We start from the raw sequence: 13,303 nt of genomic DNA, 5'->3' as shown, positions 1-13,303 counted from the left end.
TTCCGGTCATTATTTGCCTAAAAACCAACACAAACTGCGAGATGTCAGTAAAAAAAATAGCAATTATCGGTTCGGGGATCTCAAGTTTGTCTTGCGCATCATTTCTTGCAAAAGAAGGGCATGAAGTTGTTATTCTGGAACAAAACGATAGTATTGGAGGAAGGGCACGACAGTTTAAAACAGACAACGGATTCACATTCGACATGGGGCCAAGCTGGTATTGGATGCCCGATATCTTTGAAAATTTCTACCAACAATTCGGCTACACCACTTCGGATTTCTACGAACTCATTCGCCTGGACCCATCTTACCAAGTGATTTGGAAAAACAATGATATTGATCCAATCCCTGCTTCCATAGCAGAACTGGAAGAATATTTCGAAAAGCTGGAAATAGGAAGCAGTATCAAATTGAGACAGTTTTTAGCCGATGCAGAAAAAAAGTATCAAATTGGAATGAAGGACCTGGTTTACAAACCCAGCCTGAGATTAAGCGAATTTGCAGACACCAGGATTTTGGCCGGTTTATTCAAAATGCACCTGTTCACTTCATTTGCATCCTTCATCCGAAAATATTTCACCAATCCGAAAATCATCTCCTTGCTGGAGTTTCCTATTTTATTTCTCGGAGCAACACCAAAAGACACTCCGGCTCTTTATTCCTTAATGAATTATGCGGATATCCAATTAGGAACCTGGTATCCGATGGGAGGAATGTTTGAATTTGTGAGGGCCTTCGAAAAAATTGCACTGGAACAAGGAGTCAGCTTCTCTCTTAACAACCGTGTTCTCGGATTTAACTCTTCAAACGGAAAGATCAAATCCATCAACACTTCAAAAGGGGAAATGGAATGTGATTACGTTATTTCAGGAGCCGATTATCAGCATACAGAACAATTACTGGAGAATAAGGCAAATTATAATTCCACCTATTGGGAGAAAAGAACTATGGCTCCCTCCTGCCTGTTGTTTTACGTAGGTCTCGATTGTAAAGTCCCCAATTTAAAGCACCACAATTTATTTTTCGACGAAGATTTTGATACGCATGCTTCTGAAATTTATAAAAATCCGAAATGGCCTAGCAAACCACTTTTCTATGTAAGCTGTCCTTCAAAAACAGACCCTTCCGTAGCACCTGAAACCGGTGAAAACTTATTCCTGTTAATTCCGATCGCGCCGGATTTAAAAGACACGGAAGAAAAGCGGCAGCAATACTTTGAAATCCTGAGAGACCGTTTACTTGAAAAAATTGGTTTTGATATCAATCCGCATATCGTCTATAAACGTAGTTATTGCATCTCCGATTTTGTAAGTGATTATAATGCGTTTAAAGGAAACGCTTATGGATTGGCAAATACATTAAAACAAACTGCTTTGCTTAAACCCCGTATTAAAAACAAGCATTTATCAAACCTGTTTTATACAGGGCAATTGACGGTTCCGGGTCCCGGAGTCCCACCATCAATTATTTCGGGAGAGGTTGTCGCAAAACATGTGATCAAACGGATTGAAAAACTGCATTAAGACTCTACTATGAAACAATTATTCGACACGCTTTCTCACGACATGAGTGCACTAACCACCAAAAAGTACAGCACTTCGTTTTCACTTGGAATCCATTTCCTGAATAAGGATTTACAAGCCCCTATTCATGCGATTTATGGGTTTGTGCGCTTTGCAGATGAAATTGTCGATAGTTTTCACGCATATGAAAAAAAAGAATTACTCCAGGAATTCAAAGCGGAAACATACAAGGCACTTGAACGCGGAATTTCTCTGAACCCTATTTTAAACAGTTTTCAATGGGCCGTAAATAAATACCAGATCGACCCCGAACTAATTGAAATCTTTCTCCAATCAATGGAAATGGATCTAGAAACAACACACTACGAACAAAAAGTATATGAACAATACATACTCGGCTCAGCAGAAGTCGTCGGATTAATGTGTTTAAAGGTCTTTGTAAGAGGAAACGAAGACCATTATCTAAGCCTGAAAGATTCGGCAATGAAATTAGGATCTGCTTTTCAAAAAATCAACTTCCTGCGCGACCTGAATGCCGACTACTACCAATTGGGACGGACATATTTTCCTGAAATGAACTTTGAGCTCTTTGACCGGGCAATGAAAACTAAGATCGAACAGGAAATCGAACTGGATTTTAAAGCAGGATACGAGGGAATCAAACTACTTCCGAAAGACGCACGTTTTGGAGTTTATATGGCTTATCGCTATTACATCAAATTATTTCATAAGATTCAGAAAACTGATGCGGAGATAATTTTAGGAAAACGCATCCGGATTCGGGACAATAAAAAGGTTCGTTTGCTTTTTACTTCTTATCTTCGCCATAACTTGAATTTATTGTAGCATTGGAAACAGTTGTATTGGTTAATGAGCAGGACGAGGTGATCGGTTCCATGGAAAAAATGGAAGCACACCAAAAAGGTTTATTACATCGCGCCTTTTCTGTTCTCATTCATCAAAAAGGTAAAATACTCCTTCAGCAAAGGAGTCTAAATAAATACCATTCAAGCGGATTATGGACCAATACCTGTTGTTCGCACCCGCGAATGGATGAATCACTGGCCAATGCAGGAAGCCGTCGATTAAAAGAAGAAATGGGAATCGATTGCAGCGTCAAGCCGCACTTTCATTTTATATATAAAGCTCAGCTTGACAATGGTTTAATTGAGCATGAACTGGATCACGTTCTATTTGGCACATACGAGGGGGAAATCCATCCGAATCCGGATGAAGTAATGGATTATAAATGGATGGATTGGTTTGAATTCACCGAAGACATTACACATAATCCGGGACGTTATACCGCCTGGCTTCAAATATTGGTGGCTGATCACAAACAAACCATAGAAAAAATACTTTTCTCATGAAAATCTTTCGTGTCGAACAATTTAACGCAGCACATCGTTTATTCAATCCTAAGTGGGATGATGAAACCAATGACCGTGTTTTCGGAAAGTGTAACAATCCCAATTTCCATGGACACAATTACAAACTGGAAGTAGAATTAGATGGCCCCATTAATCCGGAAACGGGTTATGTATTGGACATGAAAAAACTTTCCGACATCATGAAACTGGAGATCCTGGAACGTTTTGATCACCGGAACCTGAACCTCGACTGTCCTGAATTCAAAGATCTGATCCCTTCGGCGGAAAACATTGCATTCGTTTGCTGGAATATTCTCCGCGACAAATTACCGGCGGAATTAAAATTAAAAGTCCGCTTATGGGAAACTCCGAAAAATGGAGTTGAATACGATGGAAACTAAAGTTTAAACGGAAGTAAATATATTTAAAAACATATAATCATGAGAGCTCTTTCAGCAGTAGGTTTCGTTATCAGTATCATCGGTTTGCTTTTGGTTTGCTATAACCAGTTTGCTGTCATTCCGTTTTTAACTGACCTCAACGGAAGCAACGAAATCCTCGACAATGAATTTACGGCAGCATTGAGGCAAAAATATGAAACACAACTTTTATTCATCAGTACGATCAGTATTATTGTTGGCGTTTTCTCCGTTCTATTCTGCTCACTTGTTTACCTAAGAAAAAGAACCCGGATGACCTTAATGGGCACCATCTTTGGCTTACTGGCTGCGGTCATGGGAATTATTCATTCCTGGTACTAAACACGAATTGCTAATTGTTTAACAATTATTGAATTCAATCATGGAACAATTAGCATTATTCTGGCATCGGAGAGATTTACGGATTTCCGACAATGCCGGTCTTTTCAAAGCACTCAAACACGGAGGGAAAGTTCAGCCTATCTTTATCTTTGACACCCGGATTTTAAATCAGCTTCCAAAAAACGACCAACGTGTACTGTTCATTTACCGGACAATAAAAGAACTAAATGCTTCCTATAAAAAACTGGGAGTCAGTTTATGGGTCTTCCACGGAGATCCGATCATGCTTATTCCGGACCTGGTTAAGAAACATGCTATTCAAACGGTATTCTGCAACAGGGATTATGAACCCAATGCCATCAAGCGGGATAAAATCATCTACGAAGAACTTCAAAAATTGAATTGCGGCTTTTCCGGATCGAAAGACCAGGTTATTTTTGAAAAAGATGAGGTTGTAAAACCGGATGGAAAGCCATACCATGTTTTCACCCCTTATATGAAACGCTGGAAGGAAAACTTAAGCGATTTTTATTTAAGTTCTTATCCGGTAGAAAAATACGTTTCCAATCTGAATAAAGGAATAGAGATTCCTATTCCGGGCATCGCTGAATTGGGTTTCAGTGAAAAACAAACACAGGAATTTACTGCTGCTGAAATCCCGGGGGAAATCATTAAGAACTACCACAATACGCGCGACATCCCATCCATTGAGGGAACTTCCCGTTTGAGCATTCACCTGCGCTTTGGTACACTATCCATCCGGGAATTAATAAGAGAAGTTATCACCCTAAACAATGAAAAATTCCTGAATGAATTGATTTGGAGAGACTTTTATCAGATGATTTTGTATTGGTATCCGCAAAGTGTTGATCATGCTTTCAGACCAGAATACGATCGAATCGAATGGGAATTCGATGAAGTTCAGTTTCAGGCATGGTGTAATGGTTTAACAGGTTACCCGCTGGTAGATGCCGGAATGCGTGAACTGAATGAAACCGGACATATGCATAATCGGGTACGTATGGTGGTTGCCAGTTTCCTGTGTAAACATTTGCTCCACGACTGGCGTTTGGGCGAACGGTATTTTGCGGAGAAACTATTGGATTTCGAATTAGCCAGCAACGCAGGTGGCTGGCAATGGGCAGCAGGATCAGGCGTGGATGCCGCTCCCTACTTCCGAATCTTTAATCCAACCAGTCAGCAGGAAAAATTTGATCCGAAATTCGTGTATATCAAAAACTGGGTTCCTGAGTTTGGCACTTCGTCTTACCCTGATCCGATCGTAGAACACAAATGGGCACGTGAACGGGTCTTGGAACGTTATAAAAAAGCATTAAAAACTTAAGATTTTTTGTTCGCAGCCAGTAATTAGAAAAAAAATCCCAAAAGACCAATTGTCTTCTTACTGACGCCTCAACTCACCTGATCGCCATTTCTGCAGGAAAGTTGCCCATGCAAACGGGTTCAGGAGATTATTCACAGGAGATTGCCCCATGGTATACAAACGCGTGTTATTTTGGTTCACCACATTTCCGAAGGAAAGAGATGCATCATTCGGAACAAGTGACGCAATTTGTGCCAAAGATTGTCCGGATAATTGCCTTTGTGCCCTTAGCATCGCGTCCTCATAAGGATCCATCTCTACAAACGCACGCGCGAATGCTTCCTTGGATGGCCATGGATAAACGACTACTTCATTCAACTGAATCGGGTCAATGGTCATCATGTGAATAATTGAATAACGGTCCTCACTCAAAGTATCCGGTACAATATAGGAAGATGGCTTATGTCCGTAATATCTGAATATAATGGTATCTCCAGGCTGAACTACCAGGGAAAAGAATCCGTAGATATCAGCAATTGTTCCTCTGTGAACAGTTTTATTATAAACAGCGGCATATGGCATTTCCTGCAAACTATCTGAAGAAACAACCACACCCGACAATTGAACCAATTTCTCCTGTTTTTGAGAATTTGCGTTCAGAGAAATGGCAAAGACCATTCCTATAAGTCCGTATTTCAACCAATTATTCATATCACAAGGTTACGGATTTTTCGATAATCAATAAAACCTTTCACGTCCTTTAACATTAATTATCAGGAAAAAGTCAGAAAGTTAACAGAAACTTTAACTAAACCGATTTGTTTCTGGTTGAAAATAATTACTTTTGCGAGAATTTATTTCAAAAATAGGTTCACACATGGCACTGTCCAATCTTAATTCAGTTAGAGAAGGTCTCACATACGACGATGTACTCTTAGTCCCCGCATTTTCACAAGTTCTGCCTCGCGACGTTCAGTTAAAAAGTAAAATTACGCGCAACATTGAGGTTAACACTCCAATCGTTTCTGCAGCAATGGATACTGTTACGGAAGCAAGCCTGGCAATTGCCCTGGCGCAACACGGAGGAATTGGTGTGATTCACAAAAACATGACCATCGCTGACCAGGCACTGGAAGTAAGAAAAGTAAAACGTTCCGAAAGCGGTATGATCCTGGATCCGGTTACACTTTCCGAGCATGCAGTTGTAAAAGACGCGCTTACCTTAATGTCGGAATTCAAAATCGGAGGTATCCCGGTAATCGATGAAAACAGAAAATTAAAAGGAATTATTACGAATCGCGATTTGCGTTTCGAGAAAGATCATTCGCGTCCGGTTAGAGAGATCATGACGACTGAAAACCTGATCACTACAAAAGACGGAACAAGTCTTTCAACTGCCGAAGAAATATTACAAGAAAAGAAAATAGAGAAATTACCCGTTGTTGATTCAGACAATACCCTGATTGGTTTGATCACTTATAGGGATATTATTAAAGTGAAAACACATCCGAACTCCTGTAAAGACCAATACGGAAGATTGCGTGTTGCTGCCGCAGTCGGTGTTACTCACGATACGATTGAGCGCGTACAAGCCTTGGTAGAAGCAGGTGTCGATGCAATTGTTATTGATACTGCCCACGGACATACCGAAGGCGTCGTTATAAAATTAAAAGAAGTAAAATCCCTGTTCCCGAAACTGGATGTAATTGTAGGAAACATTGCAACTGCTGCTGCAGCTAAATACCTGGTAGATGCCGGTGCGGATGCAGTTAAAGTAGGAATCGGACCCGGATCAATTTGCACTACCCGCATCATTGCAGGAGTTGGAGTTCCGCAGTTAACAGCAGTAAACGACGTTGCCCTGGCACTTGAAGGAACAGGAGTTCCTGTTATTGCAGACGGGGGAATCCGTTACACAGGAGATATCGTAAAAGCAATCGCTGCAGGAGCTGATGTGGTGATGATCGGATCCATGTTTGCAGGAGTTGAAGAATCTCCTGGTGAAACAATTATATACGAAGGAAGAAAATTCAAATCTTACCGTGGTATGGGATCTTTGGAAGCCATGCAAAAAGGATCTAAGGACCGTTATTTCCAGGATGCGGAAGATGATATCAAAAAATTGGTTCCGGAAGGAATTTCAGGACGAGTTCCATACAAAGGAAATTTATTCGAAGTGGTTTACCAGATCGTTGGTGGTTTGAGAGCCGGAATGGGTTACTGCGGAGCAGGTTCTATCGAAAAACTAAAAGGAGCGGAATTTGTTCGCATCACCTCAGCCGGAATGCGTGAATCGCACCCACACGATGTAACGATTACGCGGGAAGCTCCGAATTACAGCTTGAAATAATTTTCAGAAACGGGTTAGTCTACAGATTAACCCGTTTTTATTTAGCACGAATGTTACCCAAATGACAGTTGTGTATATTTTTACTTCCATGTTAAATACAGGTACAATCGTAACTATATCTATGCTTCATTTATGCTTTATTCATGCTATGAATATGCTTTGAATACGAAATATGAAGCGAGCAAACTCACTCTGCTTTCCATCTACCACCGCTGACTAATGCTATCTTCTATTCTGTTCCTCCAAAAGCCGACAGGGTCCGTGTCTTTAGAACACCAAACCTTAATTTTTTCTTAAATCATTCGATTTTACTTTCAAACCCAAAACAATGTGTTATTTTTGGCGTTCTTGGTTTGAACAAAGTATTACAATACATGAAAAAACGACTAATATTAGCCTTAGGAATTCTATTTTCCCTAAATACCATGGCACAGACGGATAACGTTGTTATGGAGATTGACGGAAAGAAAGTTACTAAATCCGAATTTTTACAAATTTATTTGAAGAACAATAACAATCCGAAGTACGACAAACAGTCATTGGACGAGTACATGGAATTGTTTAAAAAATTCAAATTAAAGGTTGCAGAAGCAGAAGCTCTTGGATACGATACCATTCCAAAATTGAAAAAGGAATTAGCCGGTTACAGGAAACAACTTTCACAACCCTATTTAATAGATTCCACAAAAAACAGCGCCTTGGTGAAACAGGCATATGAACGCATGAAAAACGAAATTCATGCTGCACATATCCTGGTAAAAATTGCCGAGAACGCTTCTCCGGAAGATACTCTTGCTGCTTACAACAGAATTATGGCAATCAAGAAACGAATTGAAAACGGTGAGGATTTCGCTACTGTTGCCAAAGGTAAAAACGGATCCGATGATCCATCTGCCGTAAGAAACGGAGGAGACTTAGGTTATTTTACTGCTTTCCAAATGGTATATCAATTTGAAGAGGCGGCATATAACACTCCGGCAGGAAAAATCTCAAATCCTGTTCGCACAAAATTCGGATACCACATTATCAAAGTAATCGATCTGCGTCCAGCGAGAGGTACTATTAAAGCAGCACATATCATGGTTGCAACCGGAAAAGAGGCAGAACCTGAAGAGATTGAAGCGGCCCGTAAGAAGGTAGATGAAATTTATGCCAAATTACAGGCAGGAGAATCGTTTGAAAAATTGGCAAGTGAATTTTCGGATGATGCGCAAACAGCAGAAAAAGGAGGTGAATTGCCACTTTTCGGAACAGGAACCACCACACGTATGGTACCTGAATTTGAAGAAGCTGCCTTTGCTTTAAAAGCAAACGGCGAAATTTCCAAACCGGTACAAACTGCCTATGGTTATCATATTGTTAAGCGACTTGATCTGACTCCACTGCGTACTTTTGACGAATTGAAAAAAGAAATTCAGGGGAAAGTGAACAAAGATGAGCGTTCGATAGTAACACAGCAATCATTCATTGAAAAACTGAAAAAATCATACACTTTCAAGGATAATTACAGCAAAACAAGCAAGTGGTTTGTTCAAAACATCGATACAAACTATTTCAAAGGAACCTGGACAGCTGATGCTTTGAAAACAAACACGACCATGTTTACCCTGGATAAAAAAGGGTTTACACAGAAAGAATTTGCTGCCTACCTTCAAAAGAATTTCAGAAATTACAAAAACATGGAAGCAAAGACCTTGGTTCAGAAACAATACACTGCGTGGCAGACCAGTGAGATCCTTGCTTACGAAGAAAGCAAATTAGATAATAAATATCCTGATTTCAAAGCTTTGATGCAGGAATACCACGACGGAATTTTGCTTTATGAAATCATGTCCGACAAAGTTTGGAACAAAGCTATCAAAGACACTTCCGGATTGAAAACTTTCTTTGAAGGGCACAACAGCAATTATACCTGGGGAAAAAGATACAACGCATATGTATATGAATGCCTAAATGAGGATATCGCCAAGAAAGTTGCCACAATGCTGAAAAGCGATACGATTTCTTCACGCACGGTTATCAATGCGATCAATAAAGATTCCGAATTAAACCTGCGTGTAAGAACCGGTAAATTTGAAGTTGAATCCACTCCTTATTTGAAAGGTCATGATTTGAAAAAAGGTGTGAACCCTGTTTACCAATTTGACGGCAAATACTACATTGTAAAAGTTGATGAAATTTTGGCTCCGACTGCCAAAACGATGGCAGAAGCAAAAGGAGCTGCAACTTCCGATTATCAGAATTACCTGGAAAAAGAATGGTTAGCAGAAATTTCAAAAAAGCATCCGATTGTAATACACGAACAAGTCCTTTACAGTCTGGGAAAATAAAATAATGAAAAGCCGGTTTAGACCGGTTTTTCTTTTTTAAAAAAAAGTTAATTCTTAAAATAATGTAATTTGCTAACCGTTATTGATTGAATCTCAAAAAAGAACACGAAATTAGCAGTTCATTCGCTTGATAAAAAGAACATGAAATACAGCATATTCCTTAGTTTACTCTTCACCCTGGTATTTACCCAGACCTTTGCCCAACCTAAAATAATTGATAAAGTAGTTGCTCAAGTAGGTGATAACATTGTCCTTTATTCGGAGATCGAAGGGCAAAAACAATCCATGAAACAAAATGGAGTTGTTACGGAAGAGATCAATGACTGTCAAATTCTGGAGCAAATGCTCTATAATTTCCTGCTGGTTAATCAGGCTGAATTAGACTCTATCCAGATCAGTGACGAACAGGTTGACGCTGAGATGGAGAACAGGCTTCGAATGATTGAAGGCCAGATGAAGAATGTGAAAGATGATAAAGGAAATCCAATTACTATCGAGTCTTTCTACGGGAAAACAAAATTGCAGATCAAAGAAGAATTCCGGACGACTATTAAGAAGCGATTACAGGGTCAGGAAGTTGAACGCGGGATCACATCAGCTATCGATGTTTCACCACTGGATGTAGAGAATTTCTATAACACTATCCCGAAAGACAGTTTACCTTACATTAACTCCCAGCTTTCCTTCCAGCAGATAGCCATTTTCCCTAAGATCACCAAAGCAGACAAAGAAATTGCTTTTAAGCAGATCACGGATTTACGCAAGCAGATTGTTTCGGGAAAAACCAATTTTTGTTCTGCTGCCTCATTTTATTCTGAAGATCCGGGAAGTGCAAAAACATGCGGAAGGATTGAAGCAACACGTGGAGCGATGGTTCGTCCTTTCGAAGCTACAGCTTACAGTTTAAAAGTCGGTGAGATCAGCGAGGTGTTTGAAACCGAATTCGGTTATCACTTCATGCAACTGGTCGAGAGAAAAGGAGACGATTACATCGTTAATCATATCCTTATTATCCCAAAATTCAGTTTAGACAGCTTAGATGCTTCCAGCAAGCGAATGGATAAGTGTTACAAAGAATTAAAGGAGAATAAACTGACCTGGGAAGATGCGGTTAAGATTTATTCGAATGATGTAAACACGAAAGAAAACAAAGGTTTTATCACCAATCCTATTACCGGAGAGATCAAATGGAGCGTAGAACAAGTGAACCAGGTTGATCCGATGATGTTCCAGTTAACAGATGGATTAGAATTGAATGAAATTACTTCACCGATCTTATATTACGATTTCAATGAGCGAAAAGAAGCCATCCGGATTGTCCGGGTTGCAGAGAGAACAAAACCACACGTCGGGAATTTAACGGACGACTACAATTTGTTCCGCATGATGGCATTGGAAGAGAAAAGACAAAAAGCGATTGCTGCCTGGACAAAATCCAAGATTTCAACCGCTTATATTCGCATCGATGACTCTTTCAAAGATTGCGATTTTGAAAATCAATGGATTCCCAAAGCACCTTAAAGAAAAACTATAAAACTATGTCAGACGTAGCTGCTATTGAACAACTAGTAAAAGACTATAAAGCTCTCAAAAACGAAATTCACCAGGTAATTGTTGGTCAGGAAGAAGTGGTTGACCAGGTATTGATCTCTATTTTTTCAAGAGGCCATTGTTTGCTGGTAGGTGTTCCCGGGTTGGCAAAAACCCTCTTGGTAAATACCATCGCAGATACCTTAGGTTTATCTTTCAACCGGGTACAGTTTACTCCCGATTTGATGCCTTCGGATATTGTGGGTTCTGAAATCCTGGATGAAAGCCGTCAGTTTAAATTTATTAAAGGGCCATTATTCAACAATATCATTTTGGCGGATGAGATCAATCGTACACCTCCAAAAACACAGTCTGCCCTTTTGGAAGCAATGCAGGAAAGAAGAGTAACTGCAGCAGGGACAACTTATACCCTTCCTCACCCATTCTTCGTACTTGCAACTCAAAACCCGATAGAACAAGAAGGAACTTATCCTTTACCCGAAGCTCAGTTAGACCGTTTTATGTTTAATATTTGGGTGGACTATCCAACGTTTGTAGAAGAACTGGCCATTGTAAAAAGCACTACTTCAGATACAAAAATCACCTTAAACCGTATTGTTTCGGGAGAAAAAATTGCCGAATACCAAGAATTGATCCGCCGTATTCCGGTTGCCGATAACGTATTGGAATACGCTGTCAAATTGGTTGCAAAAACGCGCAAGGACAATCCGATGGCTCCGCAACTTACAAAAGACTTTGTTTCCTGGGGAGCAGGACCGAGAGCATCACAATACCTGATCGTCGGTGCAAAATGTCATGCGGCATTGCACGGTAGGTTTTCACCGGATATTGATGATGTGAAGGCTGTAGCTTTACCAATTTTGAGACACCGTATCGTTCGGAACTACCGGGCAGAAGCAGAAGGATATTCAAATGACCGCATCATTACGGAATTGATGAAATGAGAGTCAGCCAAGGCTGACGATTCGATACAGACAAGCGGCAGTACCGTCGTAAACAACGTTTTTAATAAAAACAAGTATCAACAGAAAGGGACGCAAAGCATTGCGTCCCTTTCTGTTTTTTTATCACTTATATTCTTACACGACAATCGTATATGTATGTCCGTTGATCTCGATGGTGAACGTTCCGTCACAAGCACCTGTTCCATAATCAATCGTACGCGTTGATTTTCCTGTAGGTGTAATTTCCAAGGTACCTTTTGTGATGTATGCACATCCGACTTTCACATGCAGCGGGTTCGTAATATTAGCTACGTAACCATCGCCATTCACTACCTGTGCCGTAGCTGTTCCGGTAACATCCCATTCATCGTCATAAATATTCAAAACAGTATTGTATCCTGTTGTAAATGTCCGGATCTGATCGGAAACATAAGTTGCAATTTCACCAGTGCTTAAAGTAACCACCCCATCGATATCCACATCGTAATATGGTTGACCCTGGCTGTTTGCTCCCATATTTTCGATAGTCATCAAGCCTTCTACTTTGTGATCATTCACGTAATAGTTAACCGGCGTGTATCGAATAATTGTTCCCTGATTGTAATATGGTCCGTTGTAAGAAATAATCAACTTTCCACGGCGTTGTTTGTAATCCTGACAAGTACAGTTGTTCGTTCCCCAATCAATAGTAATGGTATCCTGAGAACCAACCGTGTCAATTGTAATGATCACATTGCAATTTGCTTTTTCGGATTCAGTAACCGTATGACTATCCTGATACTTGTAAATCGGTTTGTCAATTCCATATACAAAGGCTCCACCTTTATATGCCTGATCGGACATGTTTCCCATTTCAGCAAAAGCATTCTCTACAATTGCGTTTGTTTTCGGGGCGTTGCTTTCGTCGTACTGCCATTTCTTTTTACAAGATGCAACCTGTACAAGAGTTGCTACAGAAAGGCTTAAAATTAAGAATCGTTTCATGTTGTTGTAGTTTAAGTGTTGCGAATATCGTTGATAACAAATAACATACCAAACGTTTTTCAGATAAATGAGTATTTATCACTTTTAACCGATTATTTGGCGGAAAGTTACACGTTCTGTTAAAATTTAGTGAGCAAAAACCCTTCATTGGGGATGCTTCATTTTG

Annotated in this window: 12 protein-coding genes; 10 read left to right on the top strand and 2 right to left on the bottom strand. The window is 40.0% G+C overall.

Going from position 1 to position 13,303, the window contains the following annotated elements; all coding sequences use genetic code 11:
• The first annotated feature begins 41 nt into the window (after positions 1-41).
• From crtI to K0S23_RS09255, 6 genes are read left to right on the top strand one after another with little or no spacing between them, the layout of a single operon-like run.
• Positions 42-1,523 carry an NAD(P)/FAD-dependent oxidoreductase gene (gene crtI / locus K0S23_RS09280; RefSeq protein ID WP_300356459.1) on the top strand — a complete coding sequence of 494 codons (1,482 nt, stop codon included), beginning with the start codon at positions 42-44 and terminating at the stop codon, positions 1,521-1,523.
• 9 nt (positions 1,524-1,532) lie between these two features.
• The gene (locus K0S23_RS09275) at positions 1,533-2,369 is read left to right on the top strand and encodes a phytoene/squalene synthase family protein (RefSeq protein WP_300356457.1); all 837 of its coding nucleotides are present in this window, start codon (positions 1,533-1,535) and stop codon (positions 2,367-2,369) included.
• Positions 2,370-2,371: 2 nt separating this feature from the next.
• Complete coding sequence (idi, locus tag K0S23_RS09270; protein WP_300356455.1) at positions 2,372-2,893, top strand: isopentenyl-diphosphate Delta-isomerase; 522 nt, start codon at positions 2,372-2,374, stop codon at positions 2,891-2,893.
• Entirely contained in the window at positions 2,890-3,294 is a 405-nt protein-coding gene (locus K0S23_RS09265; protein ID WP_300356453.1) for a 6-carboxytetrahydropterin synthase, read from the top strand. The genes idi and K0S23_RS09265 overlap by 4 nt, the downstream gene beginning before the upstream one ends.
• Positions 3,295-3,333: 39 nt before the next feature.
• Entirely contained in the window at positions 3,334-3,654 is a 321-nt protein-coding gene (locus K0S23_RS09260; RefSeq protein ID WP_300356451.1) for a hypothetical protein, read from the top strand.
• Positions 3,655-3,694: 40 nt separating this feature from the next.
• Positions 3,695-4,999, top strand: coding sequence for a deoxyribodipyrimidine photo-lyase (locus K0S23_RS09255; RefSeq protein WP_300356449.1), 1,305 nt, complete (start codon positions 3,695-3,697; stop codon positions 4,997-4,999).
• 57 nt (positions 5,000-5,056) lie between these two features.
• On the opposite strand, the gene K0S23_RS09250 is transcribed toward K0S23_RS09255, so the two are convergent.
• Positions 5,057-5,689, bottom strand: a complete 633-nt coding sequence (locus K0S23_RS09250; RefSeq protein WP_300356448.1) for a carboxypeptidase-like regulatory domain-containing protein — start codon at positions 5,687-5,689, stop codon at positions 5,057-5,059.
• Between the two features lie 166 nt (positions 5,690-5,855).
• Between K0S23_RS09250 and guaB the strand changes: the two genes are divergently transcribed.
• From guaB to K0S23_RS09230, 4 genes are all read left to right on the top strand, one after another.
• A complete protein-coding gene (gene guaB, locus K0S23_RS09245; protein ID WP_300356446.1) occupies positions 5,856-7,328 on the top strand; it encodes an IMP dehydrogenase in 1,473 nt (490 codons plus the stop codon).
• Positions 7,329-7,702: 374 nt separating this feature from the next.
• Positions 7,703-9,658 (top strand): peptidylprolyl isomerase, encoded by a 1,956-nt coding sequence (locus K0S23_RS09240; protein ID WP_300356445.1) that lies wholly within the window; start codon positions 7,703-7,705, stop codon positions 9,656-9,658.
• 141 nt (positions 9,659-9,799) lie between these two features.
• Positions 9,800-11,179 carry a peptidylprolyl isomerase gene (locus K0S23_RS09235; RefSeq protein ID WP_300356443.1) on the top strand — a complete coding sequence of 460 codons (1,380 nt, stop codon included), beginning with the start codon at positions 9,800-9,802 and terminating at the stop codon, positions 11,177-11,179.
• A gap of 17 nt (positions 11,180-11,196) precedes the next feature.
• Positions 11,197-12,153: an AAA family ATPase gene (locus K0S23_RS09230; RefSeq protein WP_300356441.1), complete on the top strand. Its 957-nt coding sequence runs from the start codon at positions 11,197-11,199 to the stop codon at positions 12,151-12,153.
• A gap of 135 nt (positions 12,154-12,288) precedes the next feature.
• Here K0S23_RS09230 and K0S23_RS09225 read toward each other — a convergent pair whose 3' ends face one another.
• A complete protein-coding gene (locus tag K0S23_RS09225) occupies positions 12,289-13,137 on the bottom strand; it encodes a hypothetical protein (RefSeq protein WP_300356439.1) in 849 nt (282 codons plus the stop codon).
• Between the last annotated feature and the right edge of the window lie 166 nt (positions 13,138-13,303).

Source organism: Fluviicola sp. (assembly GCF_029266855.1).
Classification (GTDB): Bacteria; Bacteroidota; Bacteroidia; order Flavobacteriales_D; family Crocinitomicaceae; genus Fluviicola.
This window is presented reverse-complemented; position numbering and strand designations above follow the sequence as displayed.

What these genes read in the sequence shown, in the direction of transcription:
- crtI (WP_300356459.1), top strand. Translation starts at nt 42, where the DNA reads ATGTCAGTAAAAAAAATAGCAATTATCGGTTCGGGGATCTCAAGTTTG.
- K0S23_RS09275 (WP_300356457.1), top strand. Translation starts at nt 1,533, where the DNA reads ATGAAACAATTATTCGACACGCTTTCTCACGACATGAGTGCACTAACC.
- K0S23_RS09265 (WP_300356453.1), top strand. Translation starts at nt 2,890, where the DNA reads ATGAAAATCTTTCGTGTCGAACAATTTAACGCAGCACATCGTTTATTC.
- K0S23_RS09260 (WP_300356451.1), top strand. Translation starts at nt 3,334, where the DNA reads ATGAGAGCTCTTTCAGCAGTAGGTTTCGTTATCAGTATCATCGGTTTG.
- K0S23_RS09255 (WP_300356449.1), top strand. Translation starts at nt 3,695, where the DNA reads ATGGAACAATTAGCATTATTCTGGCATCGGAGAGATTTACGGATTTCC.
- K0S23_RS09250 (WP_300356448.1), bottom strand. Translation starts at nt 5,689, where the DNA reads ATGAATAATTGGTTGAAATACGGACTTATAGGAATGGTCTTTGCCATT.
- guaB (WP_300356446.1), top strand. Translation starts at nt 5,856, where the DNA reads ATGGCACTGTCCAATCTTAATTCAGTTAGAGAAGGTCTCACATACGAC.
- K0S23_RS09240 (WP_300356445.1), top strand. Translation starts at nt 7,703, where the DNA reads ATGAAAAAACGACTAATATTAGCCTTAGGAATTCTATTTTCCCTAAAT.
- K0S23_RS09235 (WP_300356443.1), top strand. Translation starts at nt 9,800, where the DNA reads ATGAAATACAGCATATTCCTTAGTTTACTCTTCACCCTGGTATTTACC.
- K0S23_RS09230 (WP_300356441.1), top strand. Translation starts at nt 11,197, where the DNA reads ATGTCAGACGTAGCTGCTATTGAACAACTAGTAAAAGACTATAAAGCT.
- K0S23_RS09225 (WP_300356439.1), bottom strand. Translation starts at nt 13,137, where the DNA reads ATGAAACGATTCTTAATTTTAAGCCTTTCTGTAGCAACTCTTGTACAG.